This window comes from Bradyrhizobium sp. Ses1, from assembly GCF_059512365.1.
The window spans coordinates 1-20,434 of the sequence record NZ_JCAMOQ010000009.1; the positions used below are offsets into that span (position 1 = coordinate 1).

Sequence of the window (20,434 nt, forward strand, 5' to 3'; positions counted from 1 at the left end):
CCAAGGCTTCCTCCTAAAAGAAAGCCTTGAATCACGTTCCGTCTGATTTGAGAATCCCAAGAGTCCACACAGCCTAGCGATTGACGAGCCAGATGATCACGCTCAGCACGACGCTGAGCAATAGCGACGTCATCAGTGGAAAATAGAACGAATAGTTTGATCCCTCGACATGGATGTCACCAGGCAACCGGCCGAGCCCAAGCTTGCCGATCACCGGCCACAGCAGCCCGGCGGCGAGGAGCAGGAGTCCGAGGATGATCAGCGCGCGCTGCATCCGGCACCTCCAATTCGTAGGGCGGGTTACGTCTTGCGCCGGCGCGCTACGCGATGGCAGGTTACGCTTCGCTAACCTGCCCTACAAATTCTCGACTAGCCCCACGGTCCACGCGAGGTGGATGCGCCGCCCCATGGGCTGCGGGAAGGATAGCGCGCGCCGGCGGTAGGTGCAGCACCGCCGCCGAGCTCGGCGGCGAGCTGCTGCAGCGCCGCGACGCGGTTCTCGGTCGACGGGTGGGTGGAGAAGAGATTGTCGACGCCATGGCCCGACAACGGATTGATGATGAACATATGCGCGGTCGCCGGATTGCGCTCGGCCTCGAAGTTCGGCACCTGGTGCGCGGCATTCTCGATCTTCATCAGCGCGGAAGCGAGCCACATCGGCTGGCCGACGATACGCGCGCCGAGATTGTCGGCGGCATATTCCCGGGTGCGGCTGATCGCCGTCTGCACCAGCATGGCTCCGAGCGGCCCCAGGATCATCAGCGCGATCGAGCCGACGACGCCTGGACCGCTGTTGCTGTTGCGGTGGCCGCCGAAGAACATGCCGAATTGCGCCAGCATCGAGATCGCGCCGGCGATGGTGGCGGTGATCGTCATCAAGAGCGTGTCGTGGTTCTTGATATGCGCAAGCTCGTGCGCGATCACGCCGGCGAGCTCCTCTCGGCTGAGCTGCTGCATGATGCCGGCGGTGACGGCGACCGCGGCATTCTGCGGGTTGCGGCCGGTGGCAAAAGCGTTGGGTTGCGCCTCGTCCATCACGAACACGCGCGGCATCGGCAGGCCGGCGCGGCTCGCGAGCTCGGCGACAAGGCCGACAAGCTCGGGCGCGGTGCGCGCATCGACCTCATGGGCGCCGTACATCCTGAGCACCATGCGGTCGGAATTCCAGTAGGTGAATAGATTGGTCGCGGCCGCAACCACCAGCGCGATCATCGCGCCGCTGGCGCCGCCGATGAGATAGCCGATCCCCATGAACAGGGCGGTGAGACCGGCCAGCAGAAGAGCTGTCTTGAAATAGTTCATCGTTGTTTCCCCTGCGTCCTTGCGGAAAAACCACTGTTGCAGGCGCACCTTAGGTAGGGACTTGCCCATCGCCGCCGCAAGTGGCGAAAGGTGCGTCGGGGCGACGCGGGCGGGCGGAAACAAGCAGGCTTCCTCCCACGTCGTCCCGGCGAAGGCCGGGACCCATAGCCCCAAATGGTCGTTGTGGCGCGCGCAAGCAGCCGCACCCTAGCACAACAATGCACGTTTGTGGTTATGGGTCCCGGGCCAAGCCCGGGACGACGGTGGAGTGAGGGATAGCCCGAGCACAAAGCTTCACGTAAGATCATTACTATCTTTCGTAAGCCCATCCCCTACCGGCGAGTTCTGATGTTCAAGACCCGATTTGCGATCGCGGCCGTCGCGATGATTGCGGCATCTGCGGCCTCCGCGCAGCAATTGTTGCCGGCACCCACACGTCAGGCACCGGCGGCTGCGCGGCCTGCGGCGGTGCCCTCCTCACGCGCGGCGGCTTGCCACAATGGCCAGAGCTTCGAGCGCTTCCTTGCCGATCTCAAGCAGCGCGCAGTGTCCGAAGGCGTGTCGCAGCAGGCGATCGCGGAAGCCTCGCCCTACCTCGTCTACAACCAGGGCATCGTCAACCGCGACCGCGGGCAGCGCGTGTTCGGGCAGATCTTCACCGAGTTCGCGGGGCGAATGGCCGCGCCCTATCGGATGCAGCAGGGACAGCAGCGCATCAAGACCTATGCAGCGGCGTTCGCGCGCGCGGAGAAGGAGTACGGCGTGCCGCCGGCGGTGATCGCGGCGTTCTGGGGACTGGAGAGCGACTTCGGCGCCAACATGGGCAATCTGCCGACGCTGCCTTCGCTGGTGTCGCTTGCCTATGATTGCCGGCGCTCGGAGATGTTCCAGAACGAGACCATCGCAGCCTTGAAGATCATCGACCGCGGCGACCTTTCGGCCGATGAGATGGTCGGCTCCTGGGCCGGCGAGCTCGGGCAGACGCAATTCCTGCCGACGCACTATTTCAACTATGCCGTCGACTACGACGGCGATGGCCATCGCAACCTCCTGAGCAGCGGACCCGACGTGATCGGATCGACTGCGAACTATATCGCCAACGGATTGAAGTGGCGGCGCGGCGAGCCGTGGCTGCAGGAAGTGCGCGTGACCGCTTCCAACTTTCCGTGGGACCAGGCCGATCTCACGAACAAGCTGTCGCGTTCAAAATGGGCGCAGCTCGGCGTGACCTATCCGGATGGACGTCCACTAGCGAATGACGACATGCCCGCATCGCTGCTGTTACCGATGGGACGAAATGGGCCGGCGTTCCTGGCCTATGCCAATTTCGCCGCCTACACCGAATGGAATAATTCGCTGATCTATTCGACCACCGCAGGCTATCTGGCGTCCCGCATCGCAGGCAGCCCGCCGATGCTGCGGCCTTCGGGTCCCGTGGCGCAATTGCCGTTCAACGAGATCAAGGAATTGCAGCAGCTCCTGGTGCGCGCCGGCTTCAATGTCGGCAAGGTCGACGGCGTGCTCGGACAGGCGAGCCGTAGCGCCGTGAAGGCGATGCAGATCAAATATGGACTACCGGCGGATTCCTGGCCGACCGCGGACCTGCTGGCGCGGATGCGCGGGCGCACCCAGCCGACGGAAGCGGCGATGCCGGCCGTTCGTTAGGACGTAAGTCCGCTTCGGGAAATGCCGCCTCTGTGACGGACCTGCTCAAGAGGTCGTTCTTGCTGCTCACATCCTGATTTGGAACAAATCCTACTGGGGCATTGCGCCCATCGCCGCAATGCACAAGTGTTGGGTATCGTTCATTTCCGGAAAGCCCCCATGAGCCAATCCTCCAAACTGTTCGAGCCCTTCAAGCTTGGTCCGCTGACGCTGCCCAATCGGGCGGTGATGGCGCCGTTGACACGCAACCGGGCGGCACCGTCGAGCTTCGTTCCGAGCCCGCTTGCGGTCGACTATTACGCGCAGCGCGCCTCCGCCGGCCTTCTGATTACCGAGGCGAGCCAGGTCTCGCAGCAGGGCCAGGGCTACCAGGACACGCCCGGCATCTATTCGAAGGAACAGATTGCGGGATGGCGCAAGGTTACCGATGCCGTGCACGCGCGCGGCGGACGCATTGTCATCCAGCTCTGGCATGTCGGCCGCATCTCCCACACCCTGCTACAGCCGAACGGCGGCGCGCCGGTTGCGCCATCCGCGATCCGCGCCAAGACCAAAACCTTCGTCAATGGCAGCTTTACCGACGTGTCCGAGCCCCGCGCGCTCGAGCTCGCCGAAATTCCTGGGATCATCGAAGACTTCCGGCGCGGCGCGGCGAATGCGATCGAAGCCGGTTTTGACGGCGTCGAGATCCACGGCGCCAACGGCTATCTGCTCGACCAGTTCGCCAAGGATGGCACCAACAAGCGCACCGACGCCTATGGCGGATCGATCGAGAACCGCGCGCGGCTGATGCTGGAAGTCTCCAAGGCAGTTGCCGCGGAAGTCGGCGCCGAGCGCACCGGCATCCGCATCTCGCCGGTGACGCCAGCCAATGACGTCTCCGACTCCAATCCGCAGCCGCTGTTCGATTACATCGTCGATGGGCTCAACGCGCTGAAGCTGGTCTATATCCACGTCATCGAAGGCGCGACCGGTGGGCCGCGCGATGTTGCGCCGTTCGACTACGCGTCGCTGCGCAAGCGCTTCAAGCAGGCATATGTGGCGAACAACGGCTATGATTTCGCGCTGGCGAACAAGGTGCTGGAATCCGGTGCCGCCGACCTGATCGCGTTCGGCAAGCTGTTCATCTCCAATCCCGACCTGGTCGAGCGCCTGAAGAGTGGCGCAGCGCTGAACGAATGGGACAAGGCCACGTTCTACGGCGGCGGCGCGAAGGGATACACGGACTATCCGACGCTGGAGGCCGCGGAAGCGGCGCAGTAGCCGCGAACACCGCCGTCATTGCGAGGAGCGAAGCGACGAAGCAATCCATACTTCCGCAAGCGGAGAGATGGATTGCTTCGCTTCGCTCGCAATGACGGGAGAAAAGGACGACATCTCTTCCACCGTTATTCCGGGGCGGCCCGCAGGGCCGAGCCCGGAATCCATTTCACGGCATCCTCTGCAGCACGATGGATTCTCTGATGTGCACTTGCACGTCAGAGCTCGCGCTTCGCGCCCCGGAATGACGAAAGGCCGGGATTGCTCCCGGCCTTTTGTCTCTCTCCGTCATGCCCGGGCTTGTCCCGGGCATCCACGTCTTTCCACACGCGCGGCGACGCGTGGATGGCCGGGACAAGCCCGGCCATGACGGCGTTGCAAGAGATCACTTCGCCTCGGCGCGCTTCGGCGGGGTGGCGGGCCACGACTTGATCAGGGTGTCGTAGTCGACCGTCTCGCCCTTCGGCTTCTCGTTGGCGAGCTTGCGCTGCGGCGCGATGGTGCCGTCCTTCTCGGCTTTGGCGAACCAGTATTCCGGCTTCTCCTTCTTGTTCAGCTTCGGGCCGCAGGCGCCCTGCACGCCTGATTTCTCGAGCCGCTCCATCACCGAGTCCTGCGCCGCGGCGAGCGCGTCCATCGCCTGTTGCGGCGTTTTCGCACCCGACGACGCATCGCCGATGTTCTGCCACCAGAGCTGAGCGAGCTTCGGATAGTCAGGCACGTTGTTGCCGGTCGGGGTCCACTGCACGCGCGCGGGCGAGCGGTAGAACTCGATCAGGCCGCCGAGCTGGGGCGCGCGCTCGGTGAACGACTTGTCCCAGATATCGGACTCGCGGATGAAGGTGAGACCGACATGGCTCTTCTTCAACGACACCGTCTTGGAGACGATGAACTGCAGATAGAGCCAGGCTGCCTTGCGGCGGTCCGCCGGCGTCGACTTCAACAGCGTCAGCGAGCCGGCATCCTGATAGCCGAGCTTCATGCCCTCCTTCCAGTACGAGCCGTGCGGCGACGGGGCCATGCGCCATTTCGGCGTGCCGTCTGCGTTCATGACGGGAATGCCGGGCTTCACCATGTCAGCCGTGAACGCGGTGTACCAGAAGATCTGCTGGGCGATGTTGCCCTGCGCCGGCACCGGGCCCGATTCGGAGAAGGTCATGCCCTGCGCCTGCGGCGGGGCATACTTCTTGAGCCACTCGAGATATTTGGTGATCGAGTAGACGGCGGCCGGACCATTGGTGTCGCCGCCGCGCTCGACCGACGAACCAACGGGGCGGCAGCCTTCCATGCGGATGCCCCACTCGTCGACCGGCAGACCGTTCGGGATGCCCCTGTCGCCATTGCCCGCCATCGACAGCCAGGCGTCGGTGAAGCGCCAGCCGAGCGAGGGGTCCTTCTTGCCATAGTCCATATGGCCGTAGACCTTGACGCCGTTGATCTCCTTGATGTCGTTGGTGAAGAACTCGGCGATATCTTCATACGCCGACCAGTTCACGGGCACGCCGAGCTCGTAGCCATACTTGGCCTTGAACTTGGCCTTGTAGTCGGGGTTGGTGAACCAGTCGTAGCGGAACCAATAGACGTTGGCGAACTGCTGGTCGGGCAACTGATAGAGCTTGCCGTCCGGCGCCGTCGTGAACGACTTGCCGATGAAGTCGTTGACGTCGAGATAGGGATCGGTGACGTCCTTGCCCTCGCCGGTCATGTAGTCCGACAGTACGATGGTCTGGCCGTAGCGGAAATGCGTGCCGATCAGGTCGCTGTCGTTGATCCAGCCGTCATAGACGTTCTTGCCGGACTGCATCTGGGTCTGCAGCTTCTCGACCACGTCGCCTTCCTGGATGGTGTCGTGCTTGAGCTTGATGCCCGTGATCTCGCTGAATGCCTTGGCGAGCGTCTTCGCCTCATATTCATGCGTCGTAATGGTTTCCGAGACGATGTTGATTTCCATGCCCTTGAAGGGCTCGGCCGCCTTGGCGAACCACTGCAGCTCCTTCATCTGCTCTTCCTTCGAGATCGTCGAAGGTTGGAATTCGCTGTCGATCCACCGCTGGTTGACGGCGTCGTCGGCGCGCGCCGGTGCGGCAACGCCCGCGGCAGCCACGAGCAGCGCGGCGGCGCTGGTCATCGCGAGCCAACGGCTCCTGGTCAGGTTCCTTCCTCTCAAGTGTCGCATGGCGGTTCCTCCGGTTATGGCGACAAATTAAAATCCAGGTCCGGGTTGATCCCGGATCTGCTCTTCTTCACTTCCTCAGACGGTGCGGAAAATCACAACGGCCGTGGCAAGCGAAATCAGTGTGGCGAGCCACAGGCTCGAAACCTCGACGCCCTCTTCCCCAATGGGTAGCGTGGTGATGGAGTCGGCGCCGACGACGCCGATCCAGACGAGATGGATGACGGCGGCGAGCACCAGCGAGATGAAGAGACGATCGCCGCGCGTGGTTGGAATCCTGAGCACGCCGACGCGCTCGGCCTCGGGATAGGCGACCGCGAGCCAGGTCATCACCGCCAGCGTCATGCCGAGCAGCGCGAAGAAGATCGCCGTCGGCAGCGTCCAGGCCATCCATGCGATACTTTCCATGAGGCGCCTCCTACACGCGGCCCAGCGCGAAGCCGCGGGCGATATAGTTGCGGACGAACCAAATCACGAGAGCGCCCGGGATGATGGTGAGCGCGCCGGCGGCCGCCAAGAGGCCCCAATCCATGCCGGCAGCGGAAACCGTGCGCGTCATCACCGCGGAGATCGGCTTGGCATAGACAGAGGTGAGCGTGCGCGCGAGCAGCAGCTCGACCCAGGAGAACATGAAGCAGAAGAAGGCGGCCACGCCGATGCCGCTTGCGATCAAGGGCACCAGGATCTTGATGAAGAAGCGCGGAAAGGAATAGCCGTCGAGGAACGCGGTCTCGTCGATCTCGCGCGGCACGCTGGAGACGAAGCCTTCGAGGATCCAGACCGCGAGCGGAACGTTGAAGATGCAATGCGCCAGCGCCACCGCCCAGGGCGTATCGAACAGGCCGATCGCCGAATAGAGATTGAAGAACGGCAGCGCAAAGACCGCGGCCGGCGCCATGCGGTTCGACAGCAGCCAGAAGAACAGGTGCTTGTCGCCGAGGAAGCGATAGCGCGAGAACGCGTAAGCCGCGGGCAGCGCCACCGAGATCGAGATCACGGTGTTGATGATCACATATTTCAGCGAGTTGATGTAGCCGGAATACCAGCTTTCGTCGGTGAAAATGCGCATGTAGTTCTCGATCGTCGGCTGGTGCGGCCACAGCGTCATGGTCGAGACGATCTCGCTGTTGGTCTTGAAGCTCATGTTGATGAGCCAGTAGATCGGCAACAACAGGAAGATCAGGAACAGCGAGATGATGAGGCGGCGCCCGGGAATCGTGCCCATCACACAGCTCCCTCTTTTTGCGGGCGCTCGGCGCCGGCATTGGTCATGACGGTGTAGAACACCCAGCAGACGATCAGGATGATGAGGTTGTAGACCAGCGACAACGCCGCGGCCTTGCCGAGATCGAACTGGCCGAGCGCGATCTTGACCAGCTCGATCGAGATAAAGGTAGTCGAATTGCCCGGCCCGCCGCCGGTGACGACGAACGGCTCGGTATAGATCATGAAACTGTCCATGAAGCGGAGCAGCACCGCGATCAGGAGCACGCGGTTCATCTTCGGCAATTGGATCGCGCGGAACACCGCCCAGCGCGAGGCGCCGTCGATCTGCGCTGCCTGATAGTACGCATCAGGAATCGACTTCAGGCCGGCGTAGCAGAGCAGCGCCACCAGGCTGGTCCAGTGCCAGACGTCCATCACGATCACGGTCGCCCAGGCGTCGAACTCGTTGGAAACGTAGTTATAAGGGATACCCAGGCTGTTCAGCGTGTAGCCGAGCAGGCCGATGTCGGGACGGCCGAAGATCTGCCAGATGGTGCCGACCACGTTAAACGGGATCAGCAGCGGCAGCGCCAGGATCACGAGGCAGACCGCGACGGTCCAGCCCTCGCGCGGCATCGACAGCGCGACCACGATGCCAAGCGGGATCTCGATCGCGAGGATGATCGCGGAGAAGATCAGGTTGCGCCACAGCGAGGCGAAGAAGCGCTCGCCGAGGTCGGTCGTGGGATCGAGCAATTCCTTGAACCAGCCGACGCCGTTCCAGAAGAACTGGTTGTTGCCGAACGTGTCCTGCATCGAATAGTTCACGACCGTCATCAGCGGAATGATCGCGGAGAACGCCACCACCAGGAACACCGGCAGAACCAGGAACCAGGCTTTCTGGTTGACCGTCTTGTCCATCACGCAACCCCCTCGACCAAGCGGCTGTCGGCATAGACGTGCACATGCGCGGGATCGAACACGAGCCCGGCCACGTTGTCGGGCACCGAAAATCCCGGCGGCACACGTGCCGCGAATTTGGAATCGCCGACGCGCACCCGCGCAAAGCGGATGCGGCCGAGATCGTCGATCCGCTCGATCGTCGCCGCGAGCAGGCCGGAGGCGGGCGGCGCGATGTCGACGAATTCGGGCCGCACCCCGATCTCGATTTTCGCGTCCGCGGGCAGCACGCCGTAATTGCGGTGCAGGCCGATGGTGTGGCCATCGATCCGCGCTTCGCGTCCATCGACGTGAGCCGGCACGATGTTCATGCCGGGCGAGCCGATGAAATAGCCGACAAAGGTGTGCGCGGGCTTATCGAACAGTTCGGCCGGCGAGCCGCTCTGCACCACGCGGCCGTCATGCATGACGACGACGGTGTCAGCGAAGGTCAGTGCCTCCGTCTGGTCGTGGGTGACATAGATCATCGTGAGATCGAGCTCGCGGTGCAGCGCCTTCAATTTCGAACGCAACTGCCATTTCAATTCGGGGTCGATGACGGTCAGCGGCTCGTCGAACAGGATCGCGGCGACGTCGGATCGCACCAATCCGCGACCGAGCGAGATCTTCTGCTTGGCATCGGCGGTGAGCCGCGTCGCCTTGCGGTTAAGGTAGGGCGCAAGGTCGAGCAGCTCGGCGATCCGCTTCACGCGCGCTGATATCTCCGCCTTCGGCACGCCGCGGTTCTTCAGCGGGAAGGCCAGATTCTCGCCGACCGTCATGGTGTCGTAGATGACCGGGAACTGGAACACCTGCGCGATGTTGCGCTTCTGCGTCGACAGCGGCGTGATGTCCTTGCCGTCGAACAGGATCTGTCCGCGCGACGGCGTCACGATCCCCGAGATCAGATTGAGCAGCGTGGTCTTGCCGCAACCGGAAGGGCCGAGCAGCGCATAGGCGCCGCCCTGCCGCCAGGTCATCGTCACCGGCTTCAGCGCGAAGGATTCCGGCGGCGCGTCATTGCCGCTGTAGGAGTGCGCGAGATCGACGAGGTCAATGCGGGCCATGCGCCATCTCCCTCAATTCCGGCCAGGGGCTGCGACCAGGCGGTCGGCCAGGTCGAACACGAAGATATCATCCGGATTGAGCGCCGCGTTGAGCGCCTGCCCGGGCTCATATTCATGCACGCCATGCAGCACCGCGACCCAGTTGGCGGAACCGTGCTGCAGGTGGACAAAGCTTTCGGAGCCGGTGATCTCGGTCACCGTGACGGTCGCCCGGAAGGTATGGCGGCCGGCGGCGTGGTGGCCGACTTCGAGCTGGTGCGCGCGGAAACCGACGCGATAGGCGCCATCGGCAAGGCCCAGATAGAGTCCGGCCGGCGGCGCCTGCATGCCGCCGGGATAGTACACAGCGCCGTTCTTCTTTTCGATATTGACGATGTTGAGCGGCGGATCGGAATAGACCTGGGCGACGCGCAGCGTCTCGGGCTGCCGATACACTTTCGAGCTGGCGCCGGCCTGCAGCACGCGGCCTTGCCACATGCAGATGGTGTCGCCGCCGAGCAGCAGCGCTTCCGACGGCTCGGTGGTGGCGTAGACGAAGATCGCGCCTGACGCCTCGAAGATGCGCGGCAGTTCGGTGCGCAATTCCTCGCGCAGCTTGTAATCGAGATTGGCGAGCGGCTCGTCAAGCAAAACGAGGTCCGCGCCCTTGACCAGTGCGCGTGCAATCGCGGTGCGCTGCTGCTGACCGCCGGACAATTGCAGCGGCGTGCGCTTCAGAAAGGGCTCAAGCCGCAACAGCTTTGCCGCGTCCGCCACGCGCTTGTCGATCTCCTCGCGCGGCCGACCCTGCACACGCAACGGCGAGGCGATGTTCTCATAGACCGAGAGCGAGGGATAGTTGATGAACTGCTGATAGACCATCGCGACCGAGCGCTGGCGCACGTCGATGCCGGTGACGTCCTTGCCGTCGACCAGCACGCGGCCGGTGGTCGGCTTGTCGAGGCCGGCGAGCAACCGCATGATCGAGGTCTTGCCTGATAGCGTCGGCCCAAGCAGCACGCTGAGCGTGCCGCGCTCGAGCGTCAGCGAGACATCGTGGATGGCCGGGATGCCGTCCACGGTGCGCGTGACGTGGTCGAGCGTGACGCTCATGGCCGTCCTCCCGCTTCGCGCAGCGGGCGTTCGCCGGACAGGCCATGAGCGGCGATCCATTCGTCGAGCGCCGATATCTCGGCGGCCGACATCCTCAAACCCAATTTGGAGCGGCGCCAGACGATGTCTTCGGCGGTCAACGCCCATTCGTTCGCCATCAGGTACCTGACTTCGCTTTCCGTCAAGGTGGCGCCGAAGGACTTTCCGAGATCGCCGATCGATTCCGCGCTGCCGAGTACTTTTGTCGCACGCGTGCCGTAGGCATGCGCGAGCCGGCTCGCATGCGCCGCCGACAGGAACGGATAGTCGCGCACCAGTTCCGCAGCGAGCGCGTCGACCGCGGAGACATCCATCTCGCCACCGGGCAGCGGCGCCTTGCCGGTCCAGCCCTCACTGGCTGTTGCACTGGGCAAGTAGGGCGCAAGCCGCTCCAGCGCTTCTTCGGCCAATCGCCGGTAGGTCGTGATCTTGCCGCCATAGATCGAGAGCAGCGGCACGCCGCCGGGCGTATCGAGCTCGAACACGTAGTCGCGCGTCGCGGCCTTTGCCTCGCTCGCGCCGTCATCATAGAGCGGGCGCACGCCGGAATAGGTCCAGACCACATCCTCCGGCTTCACTGGCCTCGCCAGATACTCGCTGACGGAGGAGCAGAGATAGCTGATCTCCTCCTCCGTCGCCTTCACCTTGGCGGGGTCGCCGTCGTAGTCGCGGTCGGTGGTACCGATCAGCGAGAACTCACCCTGGTAAGGAATCACGAAGACGATGCGGCCATCCGCGTTCTGGAAGATGTAAGCGCGGTCGTGGTCGTAAAGCTTCTTCACGACGATATGCGAGCCCTGCACCAGCCGCACTTTTGCGCGCGCGTTGACGCCGGCGCCCGAAGCCAGCACCTCTTCGACCCAAGGGCCGCCGGCATTGACCAGCGCACGCGCCCGCACCGTCCGCCGCGCGCCGCTGCCGTCGTCCTCGACCGTGACATTCCAGAGGCCGTCGGCCTGCCTGATCTCGACGGCGCGGGTACGCGTGCAAATCTCTGCCCCGCGATCGGCCGCATCGCGCGCGGTCAGCACGACCAGCCGCGCGTCGTCGACGAAGCAGTCCGAATACTCGAACCCTTTGACGTAGCGATTCTTGATCAGGGGCTTGCCGACCTCGTCGCGGGTGAGGTCCACCGTCCGTGTCGGCGGCAGCAGGTGCCGGCCGCCGATGTGATCATAAAGGAACAGCCCGAGCCGGAGCAGCCAGGCCGGGCGCAGGCCGGCGTGGTGCGGCAAAACGAAACGCAGGGGGCGGATGATGTGGGGCGCGATCTGCCAGAGAATCTCGCGCTCGATCAGGGCTTCGCGGACCAGGCGGAACTCGTAATATTCGAGATAGCGCAGCCCGCCATGCACGAGCTTGGTCGACCAGGACGACGTCCCGCTCGCTAAGTCATTCATTTCGCAGAGGAACACGGAATTACCCCGGCCCACCGCGTCGCGCGCGATGCCGCAGCCGTTAATGCCGCCCCCAATGATTGCGAGGTCGAAAATCCGATCCAACAGACGCTTCCCCGGCCGCACGCGTTCGCTTTCGGCGCTTTCGCTTTCGGATTTGATTAGATCACAAAGGAAAACGAAAGCAAACCGAAAATGGGGAACCAGGGGTTCACGACCTGGGGACGGGGAGTTGAAAGGCGAAATCGGGGCCTCATCCTTCGAGACGCGCGTTCCGCGCTCCTCAGGATGAGGATCTGGCGGCCGGCAACGAAGCAATCCATGCCTCCGCAAGTGGCGAGATGGATTGCTTCCGCTTTCGCTCGTTGAGCTACGGCGGACAAGTCGCTCCGCTCGCAATGACGGGGGAGAAAGCGGCGCGCTCGCATCTATCTCCTCACCCCTGAGGAGCCTGCGAAGCAGGCGTCTCGAAGGGCGAGGCCACCGGCGGTGCTAGACGCTTCGCAGTGTCACCGGTGCGGGCTCGGGCGCCGTGTCGTCGATATCGGCGGCGGGCTTATCCATCGCCACGACCACCTCGATGCCTCTGCTGTGGCAGATGTTGGCGAGTCCTGCCGGCAATTCGGTGTCGGTAATAAAAGTCTGGATCTGGCTGATATGGGCGATGCGGACCGGGGCGCTGCGGCGGAGTTTTGTTGAGTCCGCCACCAGCATCACGTTGCGGGCGTTGGCGATGATGGCCTGGGCGACCTGGACTTCGCGATAGTCGAAATCCAAAAGCGCCCCCTCCTCGTCGATCGCCGACGCGCCGATGATCGCGTAGTCGACCTTGAACTGGCCGATCAGTTGCGTCGCGGTGGAGCCGACCACGGCGCCGTCGGCGCGGCGCACGGTGCCGCCTGCCACCACTACCTCGATGCGGGGATGGCGATAGAGCAGCATCGCGACATTGAGGTTGTTGGTGATGACGAGCAGACCCTCATGCGAGGTCAGCGCGCTCGCGACCTCCTCCGTCGTGGTGCCGATGTTGATGAAGAGCGAGCAGCCGTTCGGAATGCGCGCCGCAGCCGCTGCCCCGATCGCCTTCTTCTCCTCGGCGGCGACGAAGCGCCGCGCCTCATAGGCAAGATTTTCCACGCCGGACGCGATGATCGCGCCGCCATGGATGCGCGTCAGCGAACGGCGGTCGCAGAGATCGTTGAGGTCCTTGCGGATGGTCTGCGCGGAGACTTCGAAACGTTTTGCCAAGTCCTCCACCATCACGCGGCCAAAGGCGCGCGCGAGGTTGAGGATTTCGGTCTGGCGATGGGTCAATACGGGCACGGCGGCACCTTGCGGCATCGAAAGCCGCATGCTGCGGCGGTTTGGCGCCAAGGTCAACGCAGGAGACGTCGCCGATTAAGGCGTCATCGTCTCCAGGCGTCGTCCCGGCCTTGCGCGCCGCGGCGAAGCCTTAAGCCGGGAGCCGGGACCCATAACCACAGGCCTATGTAGTGTGCTCCGCCGCAACTACTTGCTCATGCCACACACACGATTGTGGTTATGGGTCCCTGCTTTCGCAAGGGAAGACGGAGAGACCGTCCTGGAATCTATGATGCCAGCTTCAACTCGCCGTCGGCGAGGCGGCGGGCGGCGCGTTCGGCTTCGCGGGCGTTGCGGAAGACCTGGCCTTCGAGCCGGTTGAACTGATGACTGGCTGCGAAGAAGCGATAGCCACGCTCATCGCGTACGACGATTCCGGCCGGATTGGAGCCGACTTCGATTATGTAGGTATCAGACATTCCCAGTCCCGATTGAAGTGCGGGCCAATAACGGGAAGAGAGCCTGATTGTTCCTCAGGCCTCGCCGCCGTGTCATGCGAAAACCGATGCTTGGCGCCACGAAATGACCGCACTTGCTCGGCCCTCCGAGCACCGAATCACCTGCTTTCGCGAGAGGTGGGATACGAGCGGCTGATAACAATCATGTGTAAGCGATGAGACGTCCAGATCACAATCCGATTTGAGATCGGATCGTGATCTTATCTTTGTTTGAGCATGATCTCCGCGCAAACGCTCCGCGTTTGTCGCAGGGAAAACCGGCTGCCACTTTTCCGGACCATGCTCTACGTCGCAAGCGTCGCGCCATCGCGCTGGATCGGCTGCGGATTGCCGTGGTCGTCAATCGAGACGTAGGTAAAATTGCCGTCGGTCACCAGGATCGATTGCCGCTCTTTCCGGCGCAGCACCCAGGCTTCGAGATGGACGGTGATCGAGGTGCGACCGATGCGCACAAGGTTGGCGTGCACCGAGACGAGATCGCCGACATAGACAGCTTTACGAAAATTCATCGCCTCGATCGCGACCGTCACGGTGCGCGATCGCGCGACCTTCGAGGCGAACACGCCGCCGCCGAGATCCATCTGGCTCAGCAGCCAGCCGCCGAAGATGTCGCCATTGGCGTTGGTATCCGCAGGCATCGCCAGCGTGCGGATGCAGAGATCGCCTTGCGGCTCGTTTGTGCCAGCGGAACTTTGGTGTCAGTCACTTGAAACTCTCCCAGCCGGCGTCGGGCGCAAAACGGCCGCCGAATTTTTGCTCGAGTGCCTGCAAGGCAGACACCACATTCTCGACACCGCGCATGCGGGCGTAATTCAAAGGACCGCCGCGGAACGGCGCATAGCCGGTGCCGAAGATCATCGCGCCGTCGACCACGTCAGCATTATCCACGATCCCCTCGCGCAGGCAGGCGACGCAGACGTTCGACATCGGCAGCACGAGACGATCGATCATTTCCTGTGTCGGTTCGGTGGCTAACGCCGGAGCTGTTTGCTCCCGCTTGCCGTCCTTCCAGACGTAAAAGCCCTTGCCGGTCTTGCGGCCGAGCTCGCCCTTGGCGACCTTCTCGCGCAGCCACGCCGGTGTCGGCGGCAAGAGGTCGCCGAATTTCGAGCGCAGCATGTCGCCGACATCGAGGCAGATATCGAGGCCGACCTGGTCTGCAAGCTCGATCGGGCCCATCGGCATGCCGAACTTCTTTGCCGCCGCATCGATGACTGATTTGTCGACCTTCTCGTCCAGCAGCAGCATCGCTTCCAGCATGTAGGGCGTCAGCGCGCGGTTGACGAGGAAACCCGGCGAGCTCTTCACGGGCAGCGGCAGGCGGTCGATGGCGCCGACGAAAGCGAGCGCTTGCTTCAACAGCTCGGCGTCGGTGCCGTCATGGCTGACGACCTCGACGAGCTGCAATCGCGAGACCGGATTGAAGAAGTGCAGACCGAGCAAGCGCGCGGGCTTTTCCAGCGTCGCGCGCAGATCCTGCAGAGGGATGCTGGAGGTGTTGGTCGCAAGAATTGCGCCCGGTTTCATCTTCGGCTCGATGCCGGCATAGACCTTCTGCTTCAGCTCGAGCTTTTCCGGCACCGCCTCGATGATGAGATCGGCATTACGCACGCCCTCGCCATCCATGTCCGGGATCAGCCGATCAAGTGCATCGCGCACCTCCGTGCGCTTGCGGATGATCTTCCCATAGAGATCATTGGCGCGTTTGATCGCGCTTGCGATCGGCTCCGGCTTCATGTCCGACAGCGTGACGCGTAGATCCTGCCCTGCGCACCATGCCGCGATATCGCCCCCCATCGCACCGGCCCCGATGACGTGAACATGCGCGATCCTGTTGCCGCCTCCTGCGAGCTTCTTCATCTGCTCGCGCAGGAAGAAGACCCGGATCAGGTTCTGCGCGGTCGGCGTCACCATCAATTCGGCGAAGGAACGCTTCTCGGCCGCAAGCATCGCCTGCTTCTCGCTGCCGTATTTTTCCCATAGGTCGATCAGCGCGTAGGGCGCGGGATAATGCGCCTGCGGCGCGGCCTTGGCGGCCTCGCTGCGCATGCGGGAGGCGAGGAAGCCGCGCACCGGGCCGAAGTTCAGGATCGTGTTGACCGGCCCGGGCCTACCGCGCTTCATGCGGCCGAACACGGCGTCCTTCACCGCGTTCCTGACATGACGCTCCTGCGTTACCGCATCGACCAGGCCGAGCGATTTGGCGCGGCGCGCATCGATGGTCTTGCCCGTCAGCATCAGGCTCATCGCCTGCATCGGGTTGACGAGCTGCGTGAAGCGCACGGTGCCACCTAAGCCGGGATGCAGACCGAGCATCACCTCGGGAAAGCCGAACCGCGCGCCATCAATGGCGATCCGCGACTGGCAGGCCAGCGCGACTTCGAGGCCGCCGCCAAGGCAGAAACCGTGGATCACGGCGACCGTCGGCACGCGCAGCGCTTCGAGCCGGTCGATCACCGCATGCGCTCGGCCGATCTCGGCTTCGACCAGGCGCGCATCGCTGGCGCCGCGGAATTCGTTGACATCGGCGCCGGCGATGAAGCCGCTTGTCTTCGCCGAGCGGATGACGAGGGCGGTCGGCCGCTGGCTTTCGAGCGCGGCCAGCACCGCATCGAATTCCTCGAGCACTTCGGCGTTCAGCGTGTTGGCGCTGGCGCCTTCACGGTCGAACAGGAGCCAGGCGATCCCGTCGCCATCGCGCGTCAGCTTGAAATGCTTGTAGGGACCGGCTTCCGGCGCGGGCCCGAGTTCGAGCACGCGGTCGGCAAGGACGTTCATGATCTGCGAATCCATGATCACACCGTCTCTATCAGCATGGCGCCGCCCTGCCCGCCGCCGATGCATTCGGTGGCGATGCCGCGCCGCGTGCCGAGCCGCTTCATGGCGTTGACGAGATGCAGCACGATGCGGTTGCCGCTGGTGCCGACGGGATGGCCAAGGCTGATCGCGCCGCCATCGACGTTGAGCTTCGCACGATCAATTTCGCCCGCCGCGCCGTCGAGACCGAGGATCTCGCGACAGAATTTTTCATCGTTCCAGGCCGCAAGACAGCCGAGCACCTGCGTCGCAAAAGCCTCGTTCAACTCCCAGGTCTCGACATCCTGCAAGCTCAAGTCATTGCGCTTCAAGAGCGCGGTCGCCGAGAGCACGGGTCCGAGCCCCATGATGCTAGGATCGAGCGCGGCCCACTGGCTGTCGAGGATGACGGCCTTCGGCTTCAGCCCGTGCTTGGCCACCGCCTCCTCGGAAGCGAGGATCACCCAGGAGGCGCCGTCGGTGATCTGCGAGGAATTGCCCGCGGTGACCTGGCCCCATGGGCGCTCGAAGACCGGCTTGAGTTTTGCCAAGGTCTCCGGCGTCGAGTCCGGGCGGACGCCGTCGTCGTGATCGTAGAACCTGCCGTCGCGCGAGAACGACGTCTCGACTTCGCCCTTCAGCCAGCCTTCGGCTTGCGCTTTCGCCAGACGGCGGTGACTCTCTGCGGCGTAGGCATCCGATTGTGCGCGGGTGATGCCGAAGAGATGGCCGACGACCTCGGCTGTTTGCCCCATGTTGAGCTCGGTGATGGGATCGGTCAGCCCGCGCTCCAGGCCGATGATCGGCTTGAAATAGCCGGGGCGGAGCTTGAAGAAGGCGGCGATCTTCGCACCCATGCCCTTGGCGCCGGCGAGGCCAGCGAACCAGCGCACGCCGGCGTTCGACCAGACCAGAGGCGCGTGGCTAAGCGCCTCGGCGCCGCCGGCGAGGATGAGATCGGCTGTGCCTTCGCGGATATAGCGATAACCGGTGTCGATCGACTGCATGCCGGAGCCGCAATTGATCTGCACGGTGAAGGCGACCATCTTCTCGCCCATGCCGAGCCGGAGCGCGGCGACACGCGCCGGGTTCATCTCGTCGGCAATGACATTGACGCAGCCGAGGATCACCTGATCGAAGGCATCGGGCGCGAACGGCTGCCGCGCCAATAGCGGCCGGCCGCATTGCACGGCAAGGTCAACAGGCGTGAACGGTCCTGGACCGGAGCGCGCCTTCAGGAACGGCGTGCGGCTGCCGTCAACAATAAAGACCGGTCGCGCCATCAGCTCGCAGCCCTCTGCTCTCCCAATTCCTGGAAGAACTGATGCACGTCGGCGCCCTTCCTGTAAATCGGCGACAGCGCCTCGGGCGCGAAATCGTCGACCTCGATCACCGCGGCGACCGCCGCGCGGGCGGCTATGAGCTGGTCGGCATCGGATTGGGTGATGACGCCCTTCCTCACCGCTTCGTGTGGATCGCGCAGGCGCGCGGCGCGCATGTGCCTGGCGATATCCTCGGTCGCGGTGAACAGGCGGAAGGCCTTCTCCAGCCGCGCCACACCGCCGTCGTCTTCGACGAAGGCCAGATCGGGCGTGATGCGATCGCGCGCGGCCGACGGCTCCAGCACCAGCGCGGCGCATTGATGCACGACGCGGTCGGAAGGACCGAGCACGCGGGCGCCGAACGGCTGGATCAAGAGCTTCAGGAAGCCTGCAATGAAGCGGTTCGGCAGGTTGGCGAGGATCTCCGCAAAACGGTTCTCGATGGTCTTGAAGCCGCTCGCCATGCACCATTCGAGCGCGGCGAAATCTTCCTTCTGTCGGCCTTCATCCTGCCAGCGCTTGAGCGCGGCGGAGAGCAGATAGAGCTCGGAGAGGATGTCGCCGAAACGGGCCGAGAGCATCTCCTTGCGCTTGAGCGCGCCGCCGAGCGTGAGCAGCGCCATGTCGGCGCAAATCGCAAAGGCCGAAGAGTAGCGCGAGAGCTGGCGGTAGAATTTCGTGGCGTCGCCCGCATCGGGCGCCGGTGCGAACAGGCCGAAGGTCCAGCTTCGCCCCATCGCGCGGAACATGGTCTTGAAGGTGTGGCCGATATGCTTCCATACCGCCTTGTCGAAGGCGTCCAGGCCCTTGGCACGGTCGGCTTCGCCAAGCGCGGTCATCTCCTCGAGCAGATAAGGATGGGCGCGGATCGCGCCCTGGCCGAACACGATCAGATTGCGGGTGAGGATATTGGCGCCTTCCACGGTGATGCCGACCGGCACCGCGCGATGCAGATTGCCGAGATAGTTTTGCGGCCCGTCAATCACGGCCTTGCCGCCATGGATGTCCATGGCGTCGTCGATCGCGATCCGCATCCGCTCGGTGGCGTGCAGTTTCATGATGCCGGAGATGACCGCGGGATGATGGCCCGCGTTCAGCGCGGCGCAGGTCAATCGCCGCGCGGCATCGAGCAGGTAGGCGGTGCCGACGATGCGGGCGAGCGGCTCCTCGACGCCTTCGAACTTGGAGATTGAGATGCCGAACTGTTCGCGGATGCGGGCATAGGCGCCGGTGGTGCGCGCGGCATAGGCGGCGCCGGCAGCCGACAATGACGGCAGCGAGATGCCGCGGCCGGCGGCGAGCGCCGTCATCAGCATCTTCCAGCCTTGTCCAAGGCGCTCCTTGCCGCCGATGATGTAGTCGAGCGGGATGAAAACGTCGTGGCCCCGGTTCGGGCCGTTCTGGAACACCTGCATCGCCGGCAGATGGCGGTGGCCGATCGTAACGCCGGGCAGATGGGTCGGGATCAGCGCGACCGTGATGCCGAGCTCTTCCTGGTCACTGAGGAGATGATCGGGATCGTAAGCCTTGAAGGCGAGGCCGAGCAACGTGGCGACCGGTCCGAGCGTGATGTAGCGCTTGTGCCAGTTGAGGCGCAGGCCGATCACCTCAACGCCCTCGAAATTGCCTTTGCAGATGATGCCGGTGTCGACCATCGAGGCCGCATCCGATCCTGCTTCCGGGCTGGTGAGGCCGAAGCACGGGATGTCGTGGCCCGAGGCCAGGCGCGGCAGCCATTTCTCCTGCTGCTCTTTGGTGCCAAAGCGCATCAGCAGCTCGCCGGGGCCGAGCGAGTTCGGCACCATCACGGTGACGGCGGCGGTCAGCGAGCGCGAGGAGAGTTTTCGCACCACCTCGGAATGCGCATAAGGCGAGAAGCCGAGGCCGCCGAATTCCTTCGGGATGATCATGCCGAAGAATTTTTCGCGCTTGATGAAGTCCCAGACCTCGCGCGGCAGGTCGCGCCACTCCCAGAAGATCTTCCATTCGTCGAGCATCCTGCAGAGCTCGTTTACGGGGCCGCTCAAGAAGGCCTTTTCCTCGTCCGTGAGTTCGGCTTGGGGATAGGCGAGCAGCTTCGACCAATCGGGATTGCCACTGAAGAGGTCGGCATCCCACCAGACGTCGCCGGCTTCCAGCGCCTCGCGCTCGGTGTCCGACATGGTCGGCATCACGCCGCGGGCGAACCCAAAGATCGGCTTGGTGACGAAGTCGCGACGGAAACTCATGGCGGTATCCTCATGATCGGCGGCGCGTTCCAGCATATTTTAGCGGAAAGTGGCCGACAGAAGTGAACACTTCGCTGGCAAATTGGCGCGAATTGACGCGGTCGATATAACGACCGAAGCGCGGTGCC

17 protein-coding genes are annotated in these 20,434 nt (G+C 63.7%); 2 read left to right on the forward strand and 15 right to left on the reverse strand.

The genetic code is table 11. The features are described 5' to 3' along the window. Positions 1-73: 73 nt before the first annotated feature. Positions 74-274, reverse strand: coding sequence for a DUF2905 domain-containing protein (locus tag AC5ZG5_RS13195; protein ID WP_130224927.1), 201 nt, complete (start codon positions 272-274; stop codon positions 74-76). Positions 275-369: 95 nt separating this feature from the next. Beyond that, positions 370-1,302 carry a zinc metalloprotease HtpX gene (htpX, locus tag AC5ZG5_RS13200; RefSeq protein WP_130224929.1) on the reverse strand — a complete coding sequence of 311 codons (933 nt, stop codon included), beginning with the start codon at positions 1,300-1,302 and terminating at the stop codon, positions 370-372. Positions 1,303-1,650: 348 nt separating this feature from the next. On the opposite strand from htpX, the gene AC5ZG5_RS13205 reads away from it, so the two are divergent. Further along, positions 1,651-2,967 carry a lytic murein transglycosylase gene (locus AC5ZG5_RS13205; protein ID WP_456642651.1) on the forward strand — a complete coding sequence of 439 codons (1,317 nt, stop codon included), beginning with the start codon at positions 1,651-1,653 and terminating at the stop codon, positions 2,965-2,967. 159 nt (positions 2,968-3,126) lie between these two features. Continuing rightward, a complete protein-coding gene (locus tag AC5ZG5_RS13210; protein ID WP_028162557.1) occupies positions 3,127-4,230 on the forward strand; it encodes an alkene reductase in 1,104 nt (367 codons plus the stop codon). 382 nt (positions 4,231-4,612) lie between these two features. Here AC5ZG5_RS13210 and AC5ZG5_RS13215 read toward each other — a convergent pair whose 3' ends face one another. The 13 genes from AC5ZG5_RS13215 to AC5ZG5_RS13275 all read right to left on the reverse strand — a co-directional run bounded on the left by AC5ZG5_RS13215 (position 4,613) and on the right by AC5ZG5_RS13275 (position 20,306). Beyond that, the gene (locus AC5ZG5_RS13215) at positions 4,613-6,355 is read right to left on the reverse strand and encodes an ABC transporter substrate-binding protein (RefSeq protein WP_456642650.1); all 1,743 of its coding nucleotides are present in this window, start codon (positions 6,353-6,355) and stop codon (positions 4,613-4,615) included. Between the two features lie 123 nt (positions 6,356-6,478). Then, the gene (locus AC5ZG5_RS13220; RefSeq protein ID WP_456642649.1) at positions 6,479-6,808 is read right to left on the reverse strand and encodes a DUF2160 domain-containing protein; all 330 of its coding nucleotides are present in this window, start codon (positions 6,806-6,808) and stop codon (positions 6,479-6,481) included. Positions 6,809-6,818: 10 nt separating this feature from the next. Next, a complete protein-coding gene (locus AC5ZG5_RS13225; protein WP_028162560.1) occupies positions 6,819-7,625 on the reverse strand; it encodes a carbohydrate ABC transporter permease in 807 nt (268 codons plus the stop codon). After that, complete coding sequence (locus AC5ZG5_RS13230; protein WP_208821636.1) at positions 7,625-8,527, reverse strand: carbohydrate ABC transporter permease; 903 nt, start codon at positions 8,525-8,527, stop codon at positions 7,625-7,627. The genes AC5ZG5_RS13225 and AC5ZG5_RS13230 overlap by 1 nt, the downstream gene beginning before the upstream one ends. After that, entirely contained in the window at positions 8,527-9,612 is a 1,086-nt protein-coding gene (locus AC5ZG5_RS13235; protein ID WP_456642648.1) for an ABC transporter ATP-binding protein, read from the reverse strand. Before AC5ZG5_RS13235 ends, AC5ZG5_RS13230 begins: the two co-directional genes overlap by 1 nt. Positions 9,613-9,624: 12 nt before the next feature. Next, a complete protein-coding gene (locus AC5ZG5_RS13240) occupies positions 9,625-10,704 on the reverse strand; it encodes an ABC transporter ATP-binding protein (RefSeq protein ID WP_456642647.1) in 1,080 nt (359 codons plus the stop codon). After that, on the reverse strand, positions 10,701-12,245 hold the full coding sequence (gene glpD, locus AC5ZG5_RS13245) for a glycerol-3-phosphate dehydrogenase (RefSeq protein ID WP_456642646.1): 1,545 nt from the start codon (positions 12,243-12,245) through the stop codon (positions 10,701-10,703). The genes AC5ZG5_RS13240 and glpD overlap by 4 nt, the downstream gene beginning before the upstream one ends. 387 nt (positions 12,246-12,632) lie before the next feature. Next, complete coding sequence (locus AC5ZG5_RS13250; RefSeq protein ID WP_208821625.1) at positions 12,633-13,463, reverse strand: DeoR/GlpR family DNA-binding transcription regulator; 831 nt, start codon at positions 13,461-13,463, stop codon at positions 12,633-12,635. A gap of 266 nt (positions 13,464-13,729) precedes the next feature. Then, on the reverse strand, positions 13,730-13,921 hold the full coding sequence (locus AC5ZG5_RS13255) for a hypothetical protein (protein WP_130224945.1): 192 nt from the start codon (positions 13,919-13,921) through the stop codon (positions 13,730-13,732). Positions 13,922-14,244: 323 nt separating this feature from the next. Then, entirely contained in the window at positions 14,245-14,598 is a 354-nt protein-coding gene (locus tag AC5ZG5_RS13260; protein ID WP_196237233.1) for an acyl-CoA thioesterase, read from the reverse strand. Positions 14,599-14,662: 64 nt separating this feature from the next. Next, positions 14,663-16,753, reverse strand: coding sequence for a 3-hydroxyacyl-CoA dehydrogenase NAD-binding domain-containing protein (locus AC5ZG5_RS13265; RefSeq protein ID WP_456642645.1), 2,091 nt, complete (start codon positions 16,751-16,753; stop codon positions 14,663-14,665). A gap of 2 nt (positions 16,754-16,755) precedes the next feature. Beyond that, a complete protein-coding gene (locus tag AC5ZG5_RS13270) occupies positions 16,756-18,039 on the reverse strand; it encodes an acetyl-CoA C-acetyltransferase (RefSeq protein WP_456642644.1) in 1,284 nt (427 codons plus the stop codon). Next, positions 18,039-20,306 (reverse strand): acyl-CoA dehydrogenase, encoded by a 2,268-nt coding sequence (locus AC5ZG5_RS13275; protein ID WP_456642643.1) that lies wholly within the window; start codon positions 20,304-20,306, stop codon positions 18,039-18,041. The genes AC5ZG5_RS13270 and AC5ZG5_RS13275 overlap by 1 nt, the downstream gene beginning before the upstream one ends. Positions 20,307-20,434: the final 128 nt, after the last annotated feature.